Genomic DNA, 21,605 nt, shown 5'->3' with positions numbered 1-21,605 from the left:
GCTTGTAGGTTGCACGTACTTCCCTAGGCTGCGGCGGGAGACGACGTCGCCGCAGCCGAAGGAGCCGTGTCATGACCGTCACCGAGCCTGTTCCCGCCTCCGCTCCAGCTCCCGCCCCTGTCTCCGCTTCCGTGCCGCCGCTCGCGGCACGGGTCCGTACGGTCGGCGGCTCGCCGGTACGGGACATCCTCGCCGTCACCGCCCGCCCCGAGGTCGTCAACTTCGCGGGCGGGCTGCCGGCCCCTGAACTGTTCGACGCCGACGGCGTCGCGGCCGCCTTCCGGGCCGTCCTCGCCGAGGTGCCCGAACGGGCGCTGCAGTACTCCACGACGGAGGGCGAGCCCGCACTGCGGGCCGCGCTCGCCGCCCGCACCGGCGCCCGCGGTCTCGCCACCGACGCCGACGACATCCTTGTCACCACCGGCTCCCAGCAGGCGCTCTCCCTCCTGGCAACCGCCCTGCTCGAACCCGGCGACACCGTCCTCGTCGAGGACCCGTGCTACCTGGCGGCACTCCAGGCCTTCGGCCTCGCGGGCGCGCGCGTGGTGGCCGTGCCGACGGACGCGGACGGCGTCGACCCCGAGGCGCTGGAGGCGCTGGTGGTGAGCGAGCGGCCGAAACTCCTCTACACCGTGCCCACCTTCCAGAACCCGACCGGCCGCACCATGCCCACCGGGCGCCGGGCCGCCGTCGCCGCGGTGGCCGCCCGCCGGGGGCTGTGGATCGTCGAGGACGACCCCTACGGCGAACTCCGCTTCGAGGGTGAGCGGGTGCCCTGGATCGCCTCCTTCGACGACGCCCGCGACCGGACCGTCCTGCTCGGCTCCTTCTCCAAGGTCATGGCACCCGGCCTGCGGCTGGGCTGGCTGCGGGCGCCCGCCGCGCTGCGCCGGGCCTGCGCGATCGCCAAGCAGGCCGCGGACCTGCACACCCCGACCGTCAACCAGCTCGCCGCGGCCCGCTACCTGGCCGACCGGGACCTGGAGGGGCACGTCGTCCGGGTGGCCGGGGCCTACCGCGAGCGCCGCGACGCGATGCTCGCCGGGCTGGCCGACGCCCTTCCCGACGGTTCCACGTGGAACCGGCCCGTCGGCGGCATGTTCCTGTGGGCCCGGCTGCCGGAGGGGTACGACACCACGGCCCTGCTGCCGGACGTGGTGCGGCACGACGTGGCGTACGTGCCCGGCGCGCCCTTCCACGCGGGCCCGCCGGACACCTCGACGATGCGCCTGTGCTTCGTCACGCACACGCCGGAGGAGATCACGGAGGGGCTGCGCAGGCTGGGCAGGGCCTTCGGCGGCAACACCCTCGGCTGAGTCCGGCCGGGGGCTGAGTCCGGGCTGAGTTCAGAGCCTCAGTCCCACCAGAACGACCACATCCGCTGGTCCCGGACCGCGTGTTCGGCGTACGCGCGCACCGTCTCGTGGTGTCCCTGGACGATGTTGTCCGGGCAGAACGCGAAGTGTTCGGCGGCCACCGCCTCGGCCTCGGCCCGGGTGGTGGGCGGCGCCGCGACCGACAGGACCAGCTGGTCGTAGGTGAGCGCGACGACGCGGACGCCGAAGCGGTCCTCCCAGGAGCGCAGTACCGCGCAGAGCACGGCCGTGTCGTCCTCGTGGTTCAGCGGGCCGGGCCAGCCGAGGGCCGCCGGTATGTCGGCGGAGCGGCGGGCCGGGACCAGTGCGAGGCGGGGATCCTCGAACCAGGAGCCGTCCTCCAGGAGGCGGTCGGCGATCTCCGCCGCCCGGACGTCGGGGTCGGCGGACAGGGTCCGCTCGGGGGCGAGGCCGGGCCAGTCCGGGCCGAAGGGGGCGAGCGTCTCCTCCAGGTCCTCGACGGTCGGCTCCAGGTCCGGGCCGTCCTCCTCGACGCCGGACGCGTCCGCCACGTAGTCCTCCCAGAACCCGGCCAGCACCTCGCCGGCGTCGTGATCACCGGGGTAGGACATCTTCCCGGGCCGCAGCTCCCACTGGTCCGGGCCGCCCACCTGCTCGCCCACGTCCACGAGCACCGGCAGCAGCCCCAGCCGGGAGGCGGGCGCGGCGAGCCGCGCCCAGTTGCCGGAGGAGGCCGAGCGCCCGGCGTGCCACAGCAGCGGCTCGTGCCACGCGCCCTCGCTCGTGGCGTCGATCAGTCTCCCGGGCGGGAGTTCCAGCCCGAGCGCACGCCCGCTCGGGTCGGTCGCCAGCCTGGGCAGCGGGTTGGGAAGCATAGCCATGCCAGTGACTGTAGGGGCAGCCACTGACATCGACGCTCCGCCCGCCGCATCCCGGTCGTACCGGGGGTGCGGCGGGCGGAGCGCCGTGCCGTGCGTCAGAGGCGCTCGGGGGTGCGGATGCCCAGCAGGGCCATGCCCTCGTGCAGGGTGCGGGCCGTGACCTCGCACAGGAAGAGGCGGTTCTCGACCTGCTCGGGCGTCTCGGCCTTCAGGACCGGGCACTTGTCGTAGAACGAGGTGTACAGGGACGCGAGCTGGTACAGGTACGCCGTCAGCTTGTGCGGGGCGTACTCGCTCGCGGCCTCCGCGACCGTCTCCGCGAACTGGTCCAGGTGCAGGCCCAGGGCCCGCTCCGGGGCGGTCAGCTCCAGCTCCGGGTGCGCGGCCGGGCGCGCCTCGCCGGCCTTGCGGAGGATCGACCGGATCCGGGCGAAGGCGTACTGGAGGTACACGGACGTGTCGCCGTTCAGCGACACCATCTGGTCCAGGTCGAACTTGTAGTCGCGGCTCGCCGACGTCGACAGGTCCGCGTACTTCACCGCGCCGATGCCCACCTGGGCGCCACGCTCGGCGATCTCCTCCTCCGACAGGTCCTGCGCCTTCTCCCGCACCACGGCGCTGGCCCGCTCGATCGCCTCGTCGAGCAGGTCCACCAGCCGCACCGTCTCGCCCTCACGGGTCTTGAACGGCTTGCCGTCCTTGCCGAGGACCGTGCCGAAGGCGAGCTGCGCCGCCTTCACGTCCTCGTTCAGCCAGCCGGCCCGGCGGGCGGTGTCGAAGACCATCCGGAAGTGCAGCGCCTGGCGGGCGTCGACGACGTACAGCAGGGAGTGCGCCTTCAGGTTGAAGACGCGGTCGCGGATCGCCGACAGGTCGGTGGCCGCGTAGCCGTAGCCGCCGTCGGACTTCTGCACGATCAGCGGGACCGGGTTGCCGTCCGGGCCCTTGATGTCGTCGAAGAACACGCACAGCGCGCCCTCGGAGCGGACCGCGACGCCGGACTCCTCCAGCAGGCGGCAGGTCTCGGCGAGCATGTCGTTGTAGCCCGACTCGCCGATGATGTCCGCGTCGCGGATGTCCATGTCCAGCTTCTCGAAGACGGAGAAGAAGTAGATCTTCGACTCGTCCACGAACTTCTGCCACACCGCGAGCGTGTGCGGGTCGCCGGCCTGGAGGTCCACCACCCGGAGCCGCGAGCGCGTCTTGAACTCCTCGTCGGAGTCGAACAGTTGCCGTGCGGCCTTGTAGAGGCGGTCGAGGTTCGACATCGCCTCCTCGCCGGTGACCTCGGACGCCTTGTGGTCCAGCTCGTGCGGGTGCTCGTCCAGGTACTGGATGAGCATGCCGAACTGGGTGCCCCAGTCGCCGATGTGGTGGCGGCGGACCACCGTCTCGCCGGTGAACTCCAGCAGCTTGACGACGGAGTCGCCGATCACCGCGGAACGCAGGTGGCCGACGTGCATCTCCTTCGCCACGTTCGGCTGGGCGTAGTCGATGACCGTGGTGCCCGGCGCGTCGGCGTACGGCACGCCGAGACGGCCCTCGGGGTCGGCGGCCCGGGCGGCGAGGTTCCGGGTGATCGCCTCGTCGGTGACCGTGATGTTGAGGAAGCCGGGCCCGGAGACCTCGACCTCCTTGAACAGGTCGCCGGTCTCCACCCGCTCCACCACCCGCGCCGCCAGCTCCCGCGGGTTGGCCTTGGCCTTCTTGGCGAGCGCCAGGATGCCGTTCGCCTGGAAGTCCGCCCGGTCGCTACGTCGCAGCAGCGGGTCGGCGTCGGCGGCCTCCGGCAGGGTGGCCGAGAGGGCGGACGCGAGGCGCTGCTGGACGGAATCGCTGAGGGACGTGACCGGGGCCATAGGAAGGGGTGCCGTTCTCCTCGTGGGGATGGATAGACACACTCAGTATCCCATGGGGGGTAAAGCGGTTTTCCCGTGCGCGATCCGGTCTGTGAGAATGGGGTGTCACCCCGTTCAGAAAGAAGGACGTGCCGATCGTGGCTCAGAGCACCGAGACCACCGACTGGGTCTCCCGTTTCGCGGATGAGGTCATCGAGGAGTCGGAGCGTCGGGCCCCGGGCAAACCGGTCGTCGTCGCGTCCGGTCTCTCCCCGTCCGGCCCCATCCACCTGGGCAACCTCCGCGAGGTCATGACCCCGCACCTGGTCGCCGACGAGATCCGCCGCCGCGGCCGCCAGGTCCGGCACCTGATCTCCTGGGACGACTACGACCGGTTCCGCAAGGTGCCGGCCGGGATCGCCGGCGTCGACGAGACCTGGGCGGAGCACATCGGCAAGCCGCTGACCTCCGTGCCCGCGCCGAAGGGCTCGCCGCACCCGAACTGGTCCGAGCACTTCAAGGCCGCCATGGTCGACTCGCTCGCCCAGCTGGGCGTGGAGTTCGACTCCATCAGCCAGACCGAGCAGTACACCTCCGGCGCCTACCGCGAGCAGATCCTGCACGCCATGCGGCACCGGCAGGAGATCGACGCCATCCTGGACCAGTACCGGACCAAGAAGGCCCCCGCGAAGAAGACGCAGAAGCCCGTCGACGAGGCCGAGCTGCAGGCCGAGGAGGGCTCGGGCGCCGCGTCCGAGGACGACGGCTCCTCCGGCTCCGCCGGGTACTTCCCGTACAAGCCGTTCTGCGGCAACTGCGAGAAGGACCTGACGACGGTCACGTCCTACGACGACGACACGACCGAGCTGACGTACAGCTGCACCGCCTGCGCCTTCTCCGAGACCGTCCGGCTCAACGAGTTCAACCGCGGCAAGCTGGTCTGGAAGGTCGACTGGCCCATGCGGTGGGCGTACGAGGGCGTGATCTTCGAGCCGAGCGGCGTCGACCACTCCTCGCCGGGCTCCAGCTTCCAGGTGGGAGGCCAGATCGTCGGCATCTTCGGCGGCAAGCAGCCCATCGGGCCGATGTACGCCTTCGTCGGCATCAGCGGCATGGCCAAGATGTCGTCGTCGCGCGGCGGGGTGCCGACCCCGGCCGACGCCCTGAAGATCATGGAGCCGCAGCTGCTGCGCTGGCTGTACGCCCGGCGCCGGCCCAACCAGTCCTTCAAGATCGCCTTCGACCAGGAGATCCAGCGCCTCTACGACGAGTGGGACAAGCTCGACGCCAAGGTCGCTGGGGGCACCTCCCAGGCGTCAGGCACTGGGGGAGGCTCCGCGCTGCCGGGGGACCTCGCCGCGCACGCCCGCGCGGTCGGCACGGCGAGCGGTGAGCTGCCGAGGACGCCGAGGCCGCTGCCGTACCGGACGCTGGCGTCGGTCGCCGACATCACCGCCGGCCACCAGGACCAGGCGCTGCGGATCCTGTCCGAGCTCGACCCGGACAACCCGCTCGCCTCCCTGGACGAGGCGCGGCCCCGCTACGACAGGGCCGAGGCCTGGATCAACACGCACGTGCCCGCCGACCAGCGGACCATCGTGCGCGACGAGCCCGACGCCGAACTGCTGAAGTCCCTCGACGAGGCCTCCCAGCAGTCCGTGCGCCTGCTGCTCGACGGCCTGGAGTCGCACTGGTCGCTGGACGGCCTGACGCACCTCGTCTACGGCGTGCCCAAGGTCCAGGCCGGTTTCGCCGCCGACGCCACGCCCAAGGAACTGCCGCCGGAGATCAAGACCGCCCAGCGGTCCTTCTTCGCGCTGCTGTACCACCTGCTGGTGGGCCGGGACACCGGTCCGCGGCTGCCCACGCTGCTGCTGGCGGTCGGCCAGGAGCGGGTGCGGCGCCTGCTCGGCGAGTAGCCGGCGGCCGGACGGCACCGGAAGGCAACGGGAAAGGGGCCCTCACCGAGAGGGCCCCTTTCCCCTGCGCTCACCCGCGCACGGGTCAGGCGATGTGCTCGTCCGTCAGTTCCGCGTTGAGGCGGTTGGAGAAGCGGTTCACCATGCGCTTGGCGTCCGCCTCGGGCAGCATGATGCCGTACGTCGCCTCCACGTCCGCGATGAACCCGCGGGGAGTGGGCGCTCCGTTCCCGCTCTTTATCGACTCACGGAAGACCTGGTAGTACGCGTCCTCGCTGGGCTCCGGCGGGCCGCCGCCCTCGCCCAGCTCCCGCGTGCGGCCCGGGCTCACCGGGATGGGGAAGCTGCCGGTCTCCTCCGGGGACGGCTCCTCGGCGAACGGCTCCTCGACGTACTGCTCCTGGTACTGCTCGGCCTGCTGCTGCTCCGCGATCCACTGGGCGTACTGCTCGGGGTCGTACGTGGGGTCGTAGTCGCCGTGGTACTCGATCTCCTGCGGGTGCCGGGCGTGCAGCCAGGGGCTCTCGTCCGGGCCGGGCACCGGCTGCGGCGCGGGCGCCGCCTCCACCGAGCGGACCGCCGGCGCGGCGACCTGCGGCACCGGCGCCGGGGCCGGCTCCGGCGCGGGAGCCGGCGGCAGCAACGCCGGTTCGATGCCCGCCGCCGCCAGCCCCGCCGGGGCCGTCTCGGCCAGCGGGACCCCGTACCGGGCCAGCCTCAGCGGCATCAGCGACTCCACCGGGGCCTTCCTGCGCCACGCCCGGCCGAACCGCGACCGCAGCCGCGCCTGGTACACCAGCCGCTCCTGCTCCAGCTTGATGACCTGCTCGTAGGAGCGCAGCTCCCACAGCTTCATCCGCCGCCACAGCAGGAACGTCGGGACCGGTGAGAGCAGCCAGCGGGTGAGGCGGACGCCCTCCATGTGCTTGTCGGCCGTGATGTCGGCCATCCGGCCGATCGCGTGCCGGGCCGCCTCCACCGCGACCACGAACAGCACCGGGATCACCGCGTGCATGCCGACGCCGAGCGGGTCCGGCCAGGCGGCCGCGCCGTTGAAGGCGATCGTCGCCGCCGTCAGCAGCCAGGCGGTCTGACGCAGCAGCGGGAACGGGATACGGATCCAGGTCAGGAGGAGATCCAGGGACAGCAGGACGCAGATGCCCGCGTCGATGCCGATCGGGAACACGTAGGAGAAGTTCCCGAAGCCCTTTTTGATCGCAAGCTCGCGGACGGCGGCGTAGGAACCGGCGAAGCCGATGCCGGCGATGATCACGGCGCCGGTCACGACCACGCCGATGAGAACGCGGTGCATCCGAGTCAGCTGCAGTGGCGCGGCCACCCGTACTCCCCTCCCCTTGCGTGTTGTTGCGCGCAACAGAGTGGCACATGTGTACGGCGGACATGGTGCCGGTACGCCGGGAGCCCGGCCCGCGAGGGGGACCGGGCTCCGTCGGAAAGCGGGGCTGAGCTGCGCCTGGGCACCTGGGTGTGACAGTCAGCTCTTCTTCGACGCTGTAGCGGACGAGGACGCCTTCACGGCCTTCGACGCCGACGCGGACGCCGACTTGGACGGTGACGCGGACGACGGCTTCGAGGCGGACTTCGTGGGCGAGGGACTCGTCGTGCCCGCATCCGTGCCGCCGCCGTCGCCGTTGGCCGCCGCCACCGCGGCCACCGCCTCCTTGGCCGCCTTCTCGGCGAGCTTCATCAGCGTGTCGGCGCTCGGGGTCTTGTCGCCGGCCAGGCCCGCGCCGTTGTAGTCGACGGTGACGACGACGTTCTCCACCCGCGTCACGACCGTCTGCTGCTTGAAGGATCCCTCCTTCTTCTTCAGGTCGTAGCGCACCGACGTCGCCTCGTCGCCCGTCCCGGAGACCGGCTGCGACTTCGTGTTCTTCGCGCCCGCCACCGACTGGGCGTCCGCTATCTGCTTCTCGTAGTACGCGTGCGCCTGCTTGTCGCCCTCGCCGCGCGAGACGTCCGAGTCGAAGCGCAGCAGCGAGACGTTGAGCCAGCGGAACTGCGAACCCTTCACGCCGTTGTTGTCCAGGCTGTTCCAGGAGCAACTCGCCCGCGTCGCCGTGTCGTCGGACGTGCCCTCCTTGCCCGACTTCGCGCCCTTGGGCACGAGCGAGGTCAGGGTCTTCTTCGACAGCACGTCACACGACTTCGGCAGCTCGGAGTACGCCGCCGCCGGTACCGTCGGCGACGGGCTCGCGGACGCCGACGCGGTCGCGCCGCCCGGGTTCTTGTCGCCGCCGTCGTCGGAGCCGGAGTCCGAGGAGCAGCCGGCGACGATCAGCATCACCGGCACCGCCGCCGCGCAGACCAGGGTGCGGCCCCTGCCCCTCGCTCGCTGGTCTCGCTCGTTCCGCCGGTCTCGCTGTGCTGGTCGCTGCATGGTTCCTTCACTCATGACGCTCGTGGTTCCTGCGGTCGGATCGGGTCCGAGGGGCCACGGTACGCGGTGGGACAGGTGTGCGTTTCCGCTTCGCGCGCTTCGCCGGCGGGCGGGCGGGGGCGGGTGAAGGGTGCTAACCGGCCAGTGCGTCGGCCAGTTGGGCGGCCAGTTTCCGGGCCTTGTCCTGCATTTCCTTGCTGTCCGGGACGACGCCGACGGCCGCCGGCTGCTCCTCGTACTCGATGGTGACGATGACGTTCGACGTGCGGAACGCCACAGTCACCGTGCGCCGCTGGGCCGTCGAACCGGAGCTGTCGAGTTCGTCGTCGAGGAACGCCTCGTCGCCCAGGCCGTCGAGCAGGCGGGGCTGGAGGTCGGACGGGGTGACGGAGGAGGAGGCGCCCGGCTCGGCGGCGCCGGAGCCCGCGCCCGCGCCGGTGGCGGCGCTGGGACCGGCGCTCCCGTCGGACGTGCCCTTGGAGGTGCCCGTGGACCTGCCTTCGGACGTGGCCTCGGACGCGGTCTTGGAGCCGGTCTTGGAGCCGGCTTCGGACGTGGCCTTGGAGGTGCTCTCGGCCGTGTCGGCGGTGGCGGAACCCGTCGGCTCGGGGAGGTCGGCCGCCGCCCGCAGAGCCGCGAACAGGTCCTGCGCCTGGCTGTCGTCGCTCACGGAGTTGTCGTACGACACCACCCGCTCCAGATCGACGAGCAGATGGTCGGTCGCGGCCGCCGACTGCACCTTCCAGCGGCAGCCGACCTTGCGGTCGGTGTCGTACGTCAGCGTCGCCTCGCCCGCGTACGCCTTCTCCCGCTGGTCCTCGTCCGTGATCTCCTTGATCCCGGGCAGCAGCGAGTCGAGGGTGCCCTGGCCGACCGCGCCGCACGGCTCCGGGAGCGTGCGGTACCGGCCCGGCTGGGCCGCGGCCGTCGCGGTGCCCGCCTCGCCGGGATTGGCGTCGTCCGTCGGGGTGCCGCCGCCCGAGCCGCCGGTGCAGCCGGTCAGCAGCGCCGCGAGGAGCGCGGCGACGCCGGGTACGTACGCCTTCCGCAGCACGGTCAGGCCCCTCTCGACGGTGGGTGGTGTCCGGTGATCACAGTGTCCCCGCTGGTTATTCGCTTGCCGCACGGGGGCGCTCCCAGAACACAATGTCTATCGCACGCATGGCCGTGGACGCCGGTCCGTCATCCCTTTCGTCGACCTTGGCACCGGTTTTGCGATTTCGGGCTTCTGTTCATTTTCGGGGGAATGGGGACGTCATGTCATACGTGGAGATACCCGGGGCCAAGGTACCCATCCGCATGTGGACCGACCCGGCGACCGTCGAGGACGGAGCGCTGCAGCAGCTGCGCAACGTCGCGACCCTGCCGTGGATCAAGGGCCTGGCGGTCATGCCGGACGTGCACTACGGCAAGGGCGCGACGGTCGGCTCCGTGATCGCCATGCGGGGCGCGGTCTGCCCCGCGGCGGTGGGCGTCGACATCGGCTGCGGCATGTCGGCGGTGAAGACGTCCCTGACGGCGAACGACCTGCCCGGTGACCTGTCGCGGCTGCGCTCGAAGATCGAGGCCGCCATCCCGGTGGGGCGGGGCATGCACGACGACCCGGTCGACCCGGCCCGCCTGCACGGCTTCGCGACGGCCGGGTGGGACGACTTCTGGCAGCGGTTCGGCGGTGTGGCGGAGGCGGTCAAGTTCCGTCAGGAACGTGCCGGGAAGCAGATGGGAACGCTCGGCAGCGGCAACCATTTCGTCGAGGTCTGCACGGACACGACCGGTTCCGTCTGGCTGATGCTGCACTCCGGCTCCCGCAACATCGGCAAGGAACTGGCCGATCACCACATCGGCGTGGCCCAGCAGCTCCCGCACAACCAGGGCCTGGTCGACCGCGACCTCGCCGTGTTCATCGCGGACACCCCGCAGATGGCGGCGTACCGCAATGATCTGTTCTGGGCGCAGGAGTACGCGAAGTACAACCGCTCGATCATGATGGCGCTCCTCAAGGACGTGATCCGCAAGGAGTTCCGGAAGGCGAAGCCGGTCTTCGAGCCCGAGATCAGCGCCCACCACAACTACGTGGCCGAGGAGCGCTACGACGGTATGGACCTGCTGGTCACCCGCAAGGGCGCGATCCGTGCGGGCTCCGGCGAATACGGGATCATCCCCGGCTCGATGGGCACGGGTTCCTACATCGTGAAGGGTCTCGGCAACGAGAAGGCGTTCAACTCGGCGTCCCACGGCGCCGGCCGGCGCATGAGCCGCAACGCGGCCAAGCGCCGCTTCTCGGCGAAGGACCTGGAGGAGCAGACGCGGGGCGTGGAGTGCCGCAAGGACTCCGGCGTCGTGGACGAGATCCCGGCCGCGTACAAGCCGATCGAGCAGGTCATCGAGCAGCAGCGGGACCTGGTGGAGGTCGTGGCGAAGCTGAAGCAGGTCGTCTGCGTCAAGGGCTGAGGCCCGTCGGCGGCGGGACCGCGTCCCTCCGCCGGCGGACCGCGTCGCTCCGCGGGCCCCGGCCTGCTTCGTGTGCCTGCTTCGTGTGCCTGCTTCGTGTGCCTACTTCGCGTGCATCACTGCGAAGATCATGACGAAGGCGACGACGTGGATGCCGAAGAGGAAGTAGCCGAGGTAGTACCAGACGTAGCGCTCGCGCTTCTTCTCCAGCGCGAGGCGTCGTTGCTCGGCGTCGTCCGCGGTCGGCATCACAGCTCCCGGTGCACTTTGGTGTTCGACGCCTGGGCGCGCGGGCGCAGGACCAGGAGATCGACGTTGACATGGCTGGGCCGGGTGACCGCCCAGGTGATGGTGTCGGCGACGTCGTCCGCGGTCAGGGGTTCGGCGACGCCCTCGTAGACCTTGGCGGCCTTCGCCTCGTCGCCGCCGAAGCGGGTCAGCGCGAACTCGTCCGTCTTGACCATGCCGGGCGCGATCTCGATGACCCGGACCGGCTGTCCGACGATCTCCAGGCGCAGGGTCTCGGCGAGGACGTGCTCGCCGTGCTTGGCGGCGACGTAGCCCGCGCCACCCTCGTACGTGGCGAGGCCGGCGGTGGAGGAGACGATCACGACCGTGCCGTCGCCGCTCGCGATCAGCTTCGGCAGCAGCGCCTGGGTGAGGTTCAGCGTGCCGAGGACGTTCGTCTCGAACATCGTGCGCCAGTCCGCCGGGTCGCCGGTGGCGACGGGGTCGGCGCCGAGCGCGCCGCCCGCGTTGTTGACCAGCACGCCGACCGTGCGGAAGGCGGTGGCGAACTCGTCCACCGCCGCGCGGTCCGTCACGTCCAGCGGATACGCCGTCGCCGAGTGCCCGGCCGCCTCGATCTCCTCGGCGAGTGCTTCGATGCGGTCCTTGCGGCGGGCGGTCAGTACGACCCGGTAGCCGGCCGCGGCGAGCCGCCGGGCCGTGGCGGCGCCGATACCGCTGCTCGCGCCGGTGACGACGGCGATGCGGGACGCGGCGGACGGTACGGCGGTGGCCATGGGCTGCTCCTGGGGACGCGTCATTTCGAACGATCGTTGCCGACTACAGGTGACTACAGGGTATAGAGCCCGGCTACCGGTTCCGCGGCGCCCACATGATCACCGCCATGCCGGCCAGGCAGACCAGCGCGCCGGTGACGTCCCAGCGGTCGGGGCGGTAGCCGTCGGCGACCATGCCCCACAGGATCGAGCCGGCGACGAAGATGCCGCCGTACGCGGCGAGGACGCGGCCGAAGTGGGTGTCGGTCTGGAAGGTGGCGACGAAGCCGTACGCGCCGAGGGCGAGGACACCGCCGACGATCCACGGCCGGCCGCGGTGTTCGCGTACGCCCTGCCAGACCAGCCAGGCGCCGCCGATCTCCAGGACGGCGGCGACGGCGAACAGGGCGGCGGAGCGGAGGATCGACATGCCGCGCAGCGTGCCACAGGCGGTGCCATCGAAGACGGCGTGGGCCCTGGCGTCCTCCAGGGCGTACGTCTCGGCCACCCGCGGCGTCGGCACTGCCGGCGTCGGGTGTCCCGGCGTCGGGCGTCCCGGCGTCCCGGGCGGGCGGGGGCCTGGGGTCTCAGCGCACGCGCTGCGTCGCGTACGCCGTCGGCGGGACGCCCACCGTCGCCGTGAAGTCCCGGACCAGGTGGGCCTGGTCGGCGTAGCCGAGGTCGGCGGCCAGGCGGGCCCAGTCCACGTCCCGGTCGGTCTCGGCGCGTTCCAGGGCCTCGTGGATGCGGTAGCGCAGGACGACCCACTTGGGGCCGACGCCGACGTACGCGGCGAACAGGCGCTGCAGGAGTCGTACGGACATGCCCTCGGCGCGGGCGAAGTCGCCGACGCGGCGGATGGTGCGGTCGGTGCGGATGCGGTCGGCCAGGGCCATCGCGAGGTCGGCCTGGGGGTCGGGGCGGGGGCCGAGGCCGAGCAGGAAGGCGTCGAGGGCGGCGACCCGGGCGTCCTCGTCGTCCGGGTCCAGGACGGCCGCGGTGTCGGCCCGCGGGAGCGGGACGCGCCGGCCCGTCCACGCGCTCACCGGCCGGTCGGGGAAGAACGGCCGGAAGCCGCCCGGCCGGAACTGGATCCCGCACACCCGGCCGCTGCCCTCCAGCTTCTGTGTGAACAGCTCCAGCCCGATGCCGGCCACCTCGGCGAACGGCTTCTGGCCGGACAGGCGCTGGAAGACGATGTTGACCGACGGGTGCGGGACCAGGTGCGAGGCGTACGGCTGGGTGAGGTCGTAGTCGATCAGCCAGTAGTGCTCGAGGTGGAGGCGAAGGGGTTCGGCGGGCTCGCGGCGGCGGAAGTCCACGCGCGCGAAGAGTCCCGCGGCGTCGACGATGCCCCGGGTGTCACGGCGTGGTGCGGCCATACCGGGATCGTAGGACGGAGCACCGACAGCCGGGTGCCCGCGCGGTGGGTGCGCCTGGGGCTGCGGGCCGGGAATACGGCGTGGGGGGCCTTGGTTTGCCGGTATAGTTGAACAGTCAACAACTTGGAGGTTGGGCGACCATGCAGTTCGGCATCTTCAGCGTCGGCGACGTCACCCCGGACCCGACCACGGGCCGCACGCCGACCGAGCGTGAGCGCATCAAGGCCATGGTCGCCATCGCCCTGAAGGCCGAGGAGGTCGGCCTGGACGTCTTCGCGACCGGCGAGCACCACAACCCGCCGTTCGTGCCGTCCTCGCCGACCACCATGCTCGGCTACATCGCGGCGAGGACGGAGCGCCTGATCCTGTCCACGTCCACCACGCTGATCACCACCAACGACCCGGTGAAGATCGCCGAGGACTACGCGATGCTCCAGCACCTGGCCGACGGGCGGGTGGACCTGATGACGGGCCGCGGCAACACCGGCCCCGTCTACCCCTGGTTCGGGCAGGACATCCGCCAGGGCATCAACCTCGCCATCGAGAACTACGCCCTGCTGCGCCGCCTGTGGCGCGAGGACGTCGTGAACTGGGAGGGGAAGTTCCGTACGCCGCTGCAGGGCTTCACCGCCACGCCCCGCCCGCTGGACGGCGTACCGCCGTTCGTGTGGCACGGCTCCATCCGCTCCCCGGAGATCGCCGAGCAGGCCGCCTTCTACGGCGACGGCTTCTTCCACAACAACATCTTCTGGCCCGCCGACCACACCAAGCAGATGATCGAGCTGTACCGGGAGCGCTACGCCCACTACGGGCACGGCACGCCCGAACAGGCGATCGTCGGGCTCGGCGGCCAGGTGTTCATGCGCCGCAACTCCCAGGACGCGGTCCGCGAGTTCCGGCCGTACTTCGACAACGCGCCGGTGTACGGGCACGGGCCGTCGCTGGAGGACTTCGCCGCGCAGACCCCGCTCACCGTCGGCTCCCCGCAGCAGGTGATCGAGAAGACGCTCGCCTTCCGCGACTACGCCGGCGACTACCAGCGCCAGCTGTTCCTGATGGACCACGCCGGGCTGCCGCTGAAGACCGTGCTGGAGCAGCTCGACATGCTCGGTGAGGAGGTCGTGCCGGTGCTGCGCGAGGAGTTCGCCAAGGGACGTCCGGCCGACGTGCCCGAGGCGCCGACCCACGCGTCCCTGCTCGCCGCCGCCCGGAAGGACCAGGTCCAGGTCCAGGCCGGGGTCCAGGAGAAGGAGGAGTCCGTCGCATGAGGCTCGTCGTCGTCTCGGCGGGGCTGAGCGTGCCCTCGTCCACCCGGCTGCTGGCCGACCGGCTGGCCGCCGCGGTGGGCCGGCAGGCCCCGGCCGACGTGCGCGTCGTCGAACTGCGCGAACTCGCCGTGGAGATCGCGCACCACCTCACCAACGGGTTCCCCGGCCGGAACCTGGCCGCCGCGCTGGAGGCGGTGACGGACGCCGACGCGCTGATCGCCGTCACGCCGGTGTTCTCGGCGTCGTACAGCGGGCTGTTCAAGTCCTTCTTCGACGTGCTCGACCGGGACGCGCTCACGGGCACGCCGGTGCTGATCGCGGCGACCGGCGGCTCCGCCCGCCACTCCCTGGTCCTCGAACACGCCCTGCGCCCCCTCTTCGCCCACCTGCGCGCCCTGATCGTCCCGACCGGCGTGTACGCCGCCTCCGAGGACTGGGGCGCGGAGGGCCTGGACGGACGGATCGAGCGGGCGGCGGGGGAGCTGGCGGCCCTGACGCGCGCGCTGCCGGCCGGCCGCCGGGCCGGGGACGGTTCTCCGGCCGGGGACGGTGTTCCGGCCGTCCGCCCGGCCGGGGACGGTGTTCCGGCCGGGGGCCCGGTCGGCGACGGTTTCCGGGCCGTCCGCCCCGCCGGGGGCGGTCTTGCGGTGGTGCCGTTCGCGCAGCAGCTCGCGGCGCTGTCGCCCACCGGCGCGGCCGGAGCGGCCGGAGCGGCCGGCGCGCCCGGCGCGCCCGGCGCGGGAACGACACGGGCGCGACGGTGAGAGCCCGGTAAAAAGGGTGGTCGCGGACAGGCCCGCCCCCGCTGAGGTGCCGCGCGCCTTGGCACACTGAAGCCGTGTCCCACACCGTGCTGCTCGCCGAAGACGACCGCGCCATCCGCCATGCCCTGGAGCGCGCCCTGACCCTGGAGGGCTACCGGGTCACCGCGGTCGCCGACGGCGTCGAGGCACTGGCCCAGGCCCACAAGACGCCGCCGGACGTGCTCGTCCTGGACGTGATGATGCCCGGCATCGACGGACTCCAGGTGTGCCGGGTGCTGCGCGCCGAGGGCGACCGCACCCCGATCCTGATGCTGACCGCCCTGGTCGAGACCGCCGACCGCATCGCGGGCCTGGACGCGGGCGCCGACGACTACGTCGTCAAGCCGTTCGACGTGGAGGAGGTCTTCGCCCGGCTGCGGGCGCTGCTGCGCCGCACCAGCCCTGATCCCGGGCCCGTGGCGGCGGGCTCCGCGGCGGCCGCCACGCCGGCCGGCGTGCCGAGGGAGCCGGCCGTCCCCGACCGGCAGATCGAGGCGGCCGGACTGCGCATGGACGTGCAGGCGCGGCGCGCCTGGCGCGGCGAGCGCGAGCTGGAACTCACCCGCACCGAGTTCGAGCTGCTGGAACTGCTGGTGCGCAACACCGGGATCGTCCTCGACCACTCCACCATCTACGACCGCATCTGGGGCTACGACTTCGGGCCCGGCTCCAAGAACCTCGCCGTGTACGTCGGCTACCTGCGCCGCAAGCTCGACGAGCCGGGCGCGCCCGCGCTGATCCACACGGTGCGCGGCGTGGGTTACGTGCTGCGGGAGGACTGAGTGGGCCGCCTCGGACGGCTGCCCACGATCAGGCGGCCCGGGCTGGTGTCGCTGCGGACCACGTTCGCGGTGTCGTTCGCGGCCGTCACCGCCGCCGTCACCGTCCTCGTCGGCGTCCTGTCGTACAGCGCCGCCGCCCGGCTGGTGCGCGTCGACCAGGAGTCCGTGTTCGACCAGGTCGTGCAGGACGTGCGGAACGAGGTGCGCCGGCACCGGATGACGACCGAGGACTTCTCCTCCTCGGCGCCGGGCCACGACGTGGTGCGGCCCGCCCGCACGGACGTGCAGGTGCTCGGGCCGGACGGCACGGTCGTCGACCCCGGCCGGCCGGGACTGCCGGTGACCTCCGCGGACCGCGCCGTGGCCGCGGCACCGGACGCCGGGGCCCTGGCCGAGCACCGGGACGTCGACGTCGGCGCGGACGTCTACCGCGTCGCCACCGTCGCGCTCGGCCAGGGGCGGGGCGCGGTGCAGGTGGCGCAGGAGTTCAGCGACACCGAGGACCTGCTGCGGGCGCTGCAGCAGCGCACGCTCACCCTGATGGCCGCGATCGTGACGGCCGCGGGCCTGGTCGGCTGGTGGCTGGCCCGGCGCATCACCCGCCGGCTCGTCGTGCTCACCTCCGCCGCGGAGGACGTCGCGCGGACCCGGCAGCTCGACGTCCAGGTGCCCGTCACCGGGTACGACGAGGTCGGACGCCTCGGCCGGGCCTTCGACCGGATGCTGGGGCGGCTCGCCCAGTCCGAGGAGGACCAGCGGCGCCTGGTCCAGGACGCCGGGCACGAACTGCGGACGCCGCTGACATCGCTGCGGACGAACATCTCGCTGCTCCGCCGCATCGACGAGCTCCCGCCCGCCACCCGCGAGGAACTGGTGGCCGATCTGTCCCAGGAGGCCCGCGAGCTGACCGACCTGGTCAACGAGCTGGTCGACCTGGCGGCCGGCCAGTCCGACACCGAGCCGCCGCAGCGCGTCGACCTCGCCGACCTCGCCGAGGACGTCGCGGGGCTCGCCCGGCGGCGCACCGGACGGGAGATCGTCGTACGGGCGGCCGGCGACACCGGCACGGCCGGGCGGCCGGGCATGCTGACCCGGGCGATCTCCAACCTGGTCGAGAACGCGGCCAAGTTCGATCCCGAGTGCACCGGGCCCATCGAGATCGACGTCACCGGCCCGGGCCTCCCGCGCACCGGGCCCCGCTCCGGCGGGGACGTCCCCACCGGTCCCGTCCGCATCGAGGTCCTCGACCGCGGTCCCGGTGTCGCCGACGCCGACCTGATGCGCATCTTCGACCGCTTCTACCGCGCCGCCGACGCCCGCGCCCTGCCTGGCTCCGGCCTCGGCCTGTCCATCGTGCGGGAGGTGGCCCTGGCCCACGGCGGCGCCCCGTTCGCCTACCGGCGGACCGGGGGCGGATCGGTGATCGGCTTCACGGTCGGCGGCGCACCGACGGCAGGCGTGTGGGCCGGGGGACCGGGCTGACACGGGGCGGCCGGGCGTGGAGCCGGGCGTGGAGCCGGGCCTGGGGTCCGGCTGTGGCTCGGCTGGGGTCCGGCTGGGGGTTCTGAGCGGGGGCCGGCGCGGTCCGACGTGGGGCCCCCGGGGTGTCCGGCGCGGTCCGACGTGGGGCCCCCGGGGTGTCCGGCGCGGTCCGACGTGGGGTGGGGCCCCCGGGGTGTCCGGCGCGCGGTGTCCGCGCCGGACCTCGCCGCGGTCGCCCCTGGCGTCATCCGGTGCGGGCCGAGGCCGTGCGTCCGGCGTGGCAGTCGCCGCCCACGAGCGCGGTGCCCGCCGTGGCCGGGGAGAGGAACGCGGGGCAGGCGGGCGTACCGGAGACCAGGGGGCGAGGGCCGACGGCCGGGGGCGATGTGCCGGCGGCCAGGGCCAGGGGCCGGCTGGGGCGGGCCGGTGGCAGACTGCCCGGCGGGGGAAGGAGCAGTGACGTGATCATGCTGTTGCGGCGGAGGCTCAGGAGGGTCGCCCCGGCCGTTGTCGCCCTGACCGGCGCCGGCCTGGCCACCGGCGCCGTTTTCGCCGTACTCGCCGTAACCGCGGGGCAGCCGGCCGTGCCCGGTGCCGCGGCGCGGGGCGACGCCCCGGAGTGCGCGCGCATCGCCGGGGACTACCCGGCGGTCCTCGACGGTCGGCGGCTGTCCGGCACGAGCCGGCCGGGGGTCGCCGTCTGGGGCGACGGTGCGGTGACCCTGCGCTGCGGACTCCGGCCGCCGCCCGCGACCGTCGACCCCTGTATCGACGTGGACGGTGTGGACTGGGTCTGGGACCAGTCCGCCTCCCGCGAAGGTCGCAGGGTCCTGGTCACCTACGGGCGCGACCCCGCGGTGGAGATCTCCGTCGCCGGCCGGGTCACGGGCGTCGACGCGGTGCTGGTCGAGCTGAGCCGCACGGTCCGGCCCATCCGTCGGCGGGCCGAGTGCGTGGGGGACGGCGACGTGCTGTGACCGTTCCGGCGGTGTGGGCCGGTGCGTCCGTAGGGGCCGTCCGGCCCATGCGGTGTGCGGCGTGTTGGCGGAAGGTGGGAGGGAGCAGCGGACGCGGGCGACGACGCCGGCGACGGACCCGATCGCCGGAGGTGCGGCATGACGAAACCGGTCGTGGTGGGCGTGGACGGCTCGCCGTCCAGCATGGAGGCGGTCGAGGCGGCGGCGCGGGAGGCGGAGCGGTGCGGGACCGGGCTGCGGCTCGTGCACGCCTTCGGCTGGCCCTCCGGCCGGGTGCCGCCCGGCGTGCCGCCGTGGAACCCGGCCGCGGCGGGCGTGCGGGAGATGGTCGACGGCACGGTGACCCGCGCCGAGGAGCGGGCGCGCGAGGTCGCGCCGCACCTGGAGATCGCCCGCGAGGTCACCGTCGGCGAGCCGCTGATGGTGCTGGAGATCGAGTCGCGCACCGCCTCGCTGGTCGTCGTCGGCAGCCGTGGACTGGGGGCGTTCGGCACGCTGCTGCTCGGCTCCACGGCCGTGCACCTGGCGGCCCACGCACGCTGCCCGGTGCTCGTGGTCCGCGGCAGGCCCGACCCGGCCGCTCCCGTGCTGCTCGCCGTCGACGGCTCGCCGGCGGGCGAGCGGGCGGTCGAGTTCGCCTTCGCCGAGGCGTCGCTGCGTGGGGTGGGACTGCTGGCCGTGCACGTCTGGAACACCTGGACCGACGGCGCCGCCCAGGGCCCCGGCGACCCGCTCAACGTGATGGTCGACCTCGAACACCTCCGTGAGGCGGAGCAGCGGCTGCTGGACGAGACGCTGGAGCCGTGGGAGAAGCGCTGGCCCCAGGTCGCCGTCGACCGGCGCCTGGTGCGCGCCCGTGTCCGCTCGACCCTGATCGAGGCCAGCCAGGAGGCGCAACTGGTGGTCGTCGGCGCCCGCGGGCACGGCGGCTTCACGGGCCTGCTGCTGGGCTCCGTGAGCCAGGCGCTGCTGCACCACGCGGCCTGTCCGGTCGCCGTCGTCCGCGGCGAGGCGTGAGCGGGGAGAACGCGCTCGTGGGCAGGATCACACCCCGCGTGCCGAGTGCGCCACCCGCACCCCGCCCGTACCCACGGATGATGGGGGATGTGCGGATGCGAGGATGAGAGACGCCATGACAGCAGGGTGGTGGTCTCGCGCGATACGGGCCGCGGTGTTCGCGGCCGTGTGCGTGCTGCTCGCCTCCCTGGGCCACGTCATGATGTCCGGCCACCACGTGCCCGCCTGGACGCTCGTCGCCGGTACGGCCGTGACCGGCGCCGGGGGCTGGGCGCTGGCCGGCCGTGAGCGCGGGCTGCCGCTGATCGTGGCGGTCGTGGTCGCCGCTCAGGCGGGCCTGCACACGGCGTTCTCGCTCGCCCAGCCGGCGAGCGGGGGCACGTCCTCCGCGGGCGCCGGCGGCGCTGCCGCCACGGACATGGGCTCGACGGACATGGGCTCCATGGCCATGGGTTCCATGGGTTCCACGGACATGGGGCACATGAGCCACCTGGGCCACATGGATCACGGGCACCTGGCTCCCTCGGCGGGCGACTCGTCGTCGTTCGGCATGCTCGCCGCCCACCTGCTGGCCGCGCTGCTGTGCGGACTGTGGCTGGCGTACGGCGAGAAGGCCGCCTTCCGCATCCTGCGCGCCGTCGCCGGATGGCTCGCGGCGCCGCTGCGGCTGCTGCTCGTCGTACTGCCCGCGGTCGCCGACCGCCCGCGCCCACGCGTGCGCCGCCACGCCCCCGACCGGGCGCCGCGTCTTCTCCTCGTCCACGCGATCACTCACCGGGGTCCGCCCGTGGGGACCGCTGTCGTCTGACGACAGCCGGCTTCCCGGAGCGGCCCCCGTGCCGCGCCCCGGGCACCGGCCGTAGGCCCGCCGCTGCGGGCGCCGTACGGCCGTCTCCCCACTTCACCGGACCGCCCCGCGCCGCCCGCGCGCCCCGGTCCGGATCACGGACGACGAGAAGGACACCACGTGATCACTCCTGTCCTGCCCGCCCCGCGCGGCACGAGAGACAACAGCGGCGGACGCGGCGCGAGCGACGACGGCGGCGCGGGTGACGCGACGGCGTCGCGCGACGACTCGATCACCGCCTGGGCGCTGGCCGCCCGCGGCGGCGACGCGGACGCCGTCGAGCGCTTCGTGCGCGCGCTGCACCGGGACGTGCGGCGCTACGTCGCCCACCTGTGCGGCGACCCGCAGGCCGTCGACGACCTCGCGCAGGACACGTTCCTGCGCGCGCTGGGCAGCCTGCACCGTTTCGAGGGCCGTTCGTCGGCCCGGGCGTGGCTGCTGTCCATCGCCCGGCGCGCGGTGATCGACAGCTACCGGTACGCCTCCGCGAGGCCCCGGCTGTGCGACGTGCCGGACTGGCAACTGGCCGTCGAGAACGTCCAGCCGCAGGACCTGCCCGGCTTCGACGACGGCGTCGCCCTGCTCGACCTGCTGGCGTCGCTGCCCGACGAGCGCCGGGAGGCCTTCGTCCTCACGCAGCTGGTCGGACTGCCGTACGCGGAGGCGGCCGAGGTCAGCCACTGCCCGGTCGGCACGGTCCGCTCGCGCGTGGCCCGCGCCCGGGCGGCCCTGATGGAACTGCTGGAGGACCAGGACGACCCCGCGCTGCAGGCGGCCTGAGCACGGGGGAAGGGCCGGTGCCGGCATCCTCGCCCCCGTCGGCACCGGCCCCTCGTGTTCCCGCCGTCCGACCGGCCGACCGGCCGACCAGCCGACCAGCCGACCGGCCGGCCGTCCAGCCTTCCGACCGGCCGACCGGCCGTTCGTCAGGAGCGCACGAGGCGGGCGATCGCGTCGCTCGCCTCCTTCAGCTTGATGTCGCCGCTGTCGCTGCCGTCCGCCACGGCGGTGCGCACGCAGGTGTCCATGTGCTCGTCGAGCATCTGCAGGGCGAAGGACTGCAGGGCGCGCGTGGTGGCGGAGATCTGGGTGAGGACGTCGATGCAGTAGGTCTCCTCCTCCACCATCCTCTGCAGACCGCGGACCTGTCCCTCGACCCGTCGCAGTCGCTTGAGCACGTCCTCTTTCCGCATGCCGTACCCGGCCATCGGCCGCT

At 73.0% G+C, this 21,605-nt stretch carries 21 protein-coding genes; 11 read left to right on the top strand and 10 right to left on the bottom strand.

Going from position 1 to position 21,605, the window contains the following annotated elements:
* The first annotated feature begins 71 nt into the window (after positions 1-71).
* Positions 72-1,316, top strand: a complete 1,245-nt coding sequence (locus VKA29_RS16745) for a PLP-dependent aminotransferase family protein (protein ID WP_324786461.1) — start codon at positions 72-74, stop codon at positions 1,314-1,316.
* A gap of 38 nt (positions 1,317-1,354) precedes the next feature.
* On the opposite strand, the gene VKA29_RS16740 is transcribed toward VKA29_RS16745, so the two are convergent.
* Positions 1,355-2,218 (bottom strand): DUF4253 domain-containing protein, encoded by an 864-nt coding sequence (locus tag VKA29_RS16740; protein ID WP_324786459.1) that lies wholly within the window; start codon positions 2,216-2,218, stop codon positions 1,355-1,357.
* 95 nt (positions 2,219-2,313) lie between these two features.
* Positions 2,314-4,077: an arginine--tRNA ligase gene (argS, locus tag VKA29_RS16735; RefSeq protein ID WP_324786456.1), complete on the bottom strand. Its 1,764-nt coding sequence runs from the start codon at positions 4,075-4,077 to the stop codon at positions 2,314-2,316.
* Between the two features lie 128 nt (positions 4,078-4,205).
* Here argS and lysS point away from each other — a divergent pair, with 128 nt between their 5' ends.
* Positions 4,206-5,975 carry a lysine--tRNA ligase gene (gene lysS / locus VKA29_RS16730; RefSeq protein ID WP_324786454.1) on the top strand — a complete coding sequence of 590 codons (1,770 nt, stop codon included), beginning with the start codon at positions 4,206-4,208 and terminating at the stop codon, positions 5,973-5,975.
* Between the two features lie 85 nt (positions 5,976-6,060).
* Here lysS and VKA29_RS16725 read toward each other — a convergent pair whose 3' ends face one another.
* From VKA29_RS16725 to VKA29_RS16715, 3 genes are all read right to left on the bottom strand, one after another.
* Complete coding sequence (locus tag VKA29_RS16725) at positions 6,061-7,314, bottom strand: DUF2637 domain-containing protein (protein ID WP_324786452.1); 1,254 nt, start codon at positions 7,312-7,314, stop codon at positions 6,061-6,063.
* Positions 7,315-7,470: 156 nt separating this feature from the next.
* A complete protein-coding gene (locus tag VKA29_RS16720; protein WP_324786450.1) occupies positions 7,471-8,376 on the bottom strand; it encodes a DUF3558 family protein in 906 nt (301 codons plus the stop codon).
* Positions 8,377-8,509: 133 nt separating this feature from the next.
* Positions 8,510-9,430, bottom strand: a complete 921-nt coding sequence (locus tag VKA29_RS16715) for a DUF3558 domain-containing protein (RefSeq protein ID WP_324786448.1) — start codon at positions 9,428-9,430, stop codon at positions 8,510-8,512.
* A 203-nt stretch (positions 9,431-9,633) separates the two neighbouring features.
* Here VKA29_RS16715 and VKA29_RS16710 point away from each other — a divergent pair, with 203 nt between their 5' ends.
* Positions 9,634-10,827, top strand: coding sequence for an RtcB family protein (locus tag VKA29_RS16710; protein WP_324786446.1), 1,194 nt, complete (start codon positions 9,634-9,636; stop codon positions 10,825-10,827).
* Between the two features lie 102 nt (positions 10,828-10,929).
* Here VKA29_RS16710 and VKA29_RS16705 read toward each other — a convergent pair whose 3' ends face one another.
* From VKA29_RS16705 to VKA29_RS16690, 4 genes are all read right to left on the bottom strand, one after another.
* The gene (locus VKA29_RS16705) at positions 10,930-11,076 is read right to left on the bottom strand and encodes a hypothetical protein (protein WP_324786536.1); all 147 of its coding nucleotides are present in this window, start codon (positions 11,074-11,076) and stop codon (positions 10,930-10,932) included.
* Complete coding sequence (locus tag VKA29_RS16700; protein WP_324786534.1) at positions 11,076-11,852, bottom strand: SDR family NAD(P)-dependent oxidoreductase; 777 nt, start codon at positions 11,850-11,852, stop codon at positions 11,076-11,078. Before VKA29_RS16700 ends, VKA29_RS16705 begins: the two co-directional genes overlap by 1 nt.
* 73 nt (positions 11,853-11,925) lie before the next feature.
* A complete protein-coding gene (locus tag VKA29_RS16695) occupies positions 11,926-12,261 on the bottom strand; it encodes a YnfA family protein (protein WP_324786532.1) in 336 nt (111 codons plus the stop codon).
* A gap of 157 nt (positions 12,262-12,418) precedes the next feature.
* Positions 12,419-13,213, bottom strand: coding sequence for a helix-turn-helix domain-containing protein (locus tag VKA29_RS16690; protein ID WP_324786444.1), 795 nt, complete (start codon positions 13,211-13,213; stop codon positions 12,419-12,421).
* Positions 13,214-13,353: 140 nt separating this feature from the next.
* Here VKA29_RS16690 and VKA29_RS16685 point away from each other — a divergent pair, with 140 nt between their 5' ends.
* The 8 genes from VKA29_RS16685 to VKA29_RS16650 all read left to right on the top strand — a co-directional run bounded on the left by VKA29_RS16685 (position 13,354) and on the right by VKA29_RS16650 (position 21,169).
* On the top strand, positions 13,354-14,481 hold the full coding sequence (locus tag VKA29_RS16685; RefSeq protein ID WP_324786442.1) for an LLM class flavin-dependent oxidoreductase: 1,128 nt from the start codon (positions 13,354-13,356) through the stop codon (positions 14,479-14,481).
* Positions 14,478-15,245 carry an FMN reductase gene (locus tag VKA29_RS16680; RefSeq protein WP_324786440.1) on the top strand — a complete coding sequence of 256 codons (768 nt, stop codon included), beginning with the start codon at positions 14,478-14,480 and terminating at the stop codon, positions 15,243-15,245. The genes VKA29_RS16685 and VKA29_RS16680 overlap by 4 nt, the downstream gene beginning before the upstream one ends.
* Positions 15,246-15,331: 86 nt before the next feature.
* Complete coding sequence (locus VKA29_RS16675; RefSeq protein WP_324786531.1) at positions 15,332-16,066, top strand: response regulator transcription factor; 735 nt, start codon at positions 15,332-15,334, stop codon at positions 16,064-16,066.
* The gene (locus VKA29_RS16670) at positions 16,067-17,548 is read left to right on the top strand and encodes a HAMP domain-containing sensor histidine kinase (RefSeq protein ID WP_324786438.1); all 1,482 of its coding nucleotides are present in this window, start codon (positions 16,067-16,069) and stop codon (positions 17,546-17,548) included.
* Positions 17,549-18,015: 467 nt separating this feature from the next.
* Entirely contained in the window at positions 18,016-18,525 is a 510-nt protein-coding gene (locus tag VKA29_RS16665) for a DUF3515 family protein (protein WP_324786529.1), read from the top strand.
* Between the two features lie 138 nt (positions 18,526-18,663).
* A complete protein-coding gene (locus VKA29_RS16660; RefSeq protein WP_324786436.1) occupies positions 18,664-19,542 on the top strand; it encodes a universal stress protein in 879 nt (292 codons plus the stop codon).
* A gap of 115 nt (positions 19,543-19,657) precedes the next feature.
* Entirely contained in the window at positions 19,658-20,350 is a 693-nt protein-coding gene (locus tag VKA29_RS16655; protein ID WP_324786434.1) for a hypothetical protein, read from the top strand.
* Between the two features lie 159 nt (positions 20,351-20,509).
* Positions 20,510-21,169: a sigma-70 family RNA polymerase sigma factor gene (locus VKA29_RS16650; protein WP_420718505.1), complete on the top strand. Its 660-nt coding sequence runs from the start codon at positions 20,510-20,512 to the stop codon at positions 21,167-21,169.
* Between the two features lie 146 nt (positions 21,170-21,315).
* Here VKA29_RS16650 and VKA29_RS16645 read toward each other — a convergent pair whose 3' ends face one another.
* A complete protein-coding gene (locus VKA29_RS16645) occupies positions 21,316-21,597 on the bottom strand; it encodes a metal-sensitive transcriptional regulator (RefSeq protein ID WP_324786432.1) in 282 nt (93 codons plus the stop codon).
* Positions 21,598-21,605 lie beyond the last annotated feature (8 nt).

Source organism: Streptomyces sp. H51, assembly GCF_035656535.1.
Taxonomy (GTDB): Bacteria; Actinomycetota; Actinomycetes; order Streptomycetales; family Streptomycetaceae; genus Streptomyces.
Note: the sequence above shows the minus strand (reverse complement) of the source record. Positions and strands in the feature narration are given on the sequence as shown.

What these genes read in the sequence shown, in the direction of transcription:
- VKA29_RS16745 (WP_324786461.1), top strand. Translation starts at nt 72, where the DNA reads ATGACCGTCACCGAGCCTGTTCCCGCCTCCGCTCCAGCTCCCGCCCCT.
- VKA29_RS16740 (WP_324786459.1), bottom strand. Translation starts at nt 2,218, where the DNA reads ATGGCTATGCTTCCCAACCCGCTGCCCAGGCTGGCGACCGACCCGAGC.
- argS (WP_324786456.1), bottom strand. Translation starts at nt 4,077, where the DNA reads ATGGCCCCGGTCACGTCCCTCAGCGATTCCGTCCAGCAGCGCCTCGCG.
- VKA29_RS16720 (WP_324786450.1), bottom strand. Translation starts at nt 8,376, where the DNA reads ATGCAGCGACCAGCACAGCGAGACCGGCGGAACGAGCGAGACCAGCGA.
- VKA29_RS16710 (WP_324786446.1), top strand. Translation starts at nt 9,634, where the DNA reads ATGTCATACGTGGAGATACCCGGGGCCAAGGTACCCATCCGCATGTGG.
- VKA29_RS16705 (WP_324786536.1), bottom strand. Translation starts at nt 11,076, where the DNA reads ATGCCGACCGCGGACGACGCCGAGCAACGACGCCTCGCGCTGGAGAAG.
- VKA29_RS16700 (WP_324786534.1), bottom strand. Translation starts at nt 11,852, where the DNA reads ATGGCCACCGCCGTACCGTCCGCCGCGTCCCGCATCGCCGTCGTCACC.
- VKA29_RS16695 (WP_324786532.1), bottom strand. Translation starts at nt 12,261, where the DNA reads ATGTCGATCCTCCGCTCCGCCGCCCTGTTCGCCGTCGCCGCCGTCCTG.
- VKA29_RS16690 (WP_324786444.1), bottom strand. Translation starts at nt 13,213, where the DNA reads ATGGCCGCACCACGCCGTGACACCCGGGGCATCGTCGACGCCGCGGGA.
- VKA29_RS16685 (WP_324786442.1), top strand. Translation starts at nt 13,354, where the DNA reads ATGCAGTTCGGCATCTTCAGCGTCGGCGACGTCACCCCGGACCCGACC.
- VKA29_RS16680 (WP_324786440.1), top strand. Translation starts at nt 14,478, where the DNA reads ATGAGGCTCGTCGTCGTCTCGGCGGGGCTGAGCGTGCCCTCGTCCACC.
- VKA29_RS16665 (WP_324786529.1), top strand. Translation starts at nt 18,016, where the DNA reads ATGCTGTTGCGGCGGAGGCTCAGGAGGGTCGCCCCGGCCGTTGTCGCC.
- VKA29_RS16660 (WP_324786436.1), top strand. Translation starts at nt 18,664, where the DNA reads ATGACGAAACCGGTCGTGGTGGGCGTGGACGGCTCGCCGTCCAGCATG.
- VKA29_RS16655 (WP_324786434.1), top strand. Translation starts at nt 19,658, where the DNA reads ATGACAGCAGGGTGGTGGTCTCGCGCGATACGGGCCGCGGTGTTCGCG.
- VKA29_RS16645 (WP_324786432.1), bottom strand. Translation starts at nt 21,597, where the DNA reads ATGGCCGGGTACGGCATGCGGAAAGAGGACGTGCTCAAGCGACTGCGA.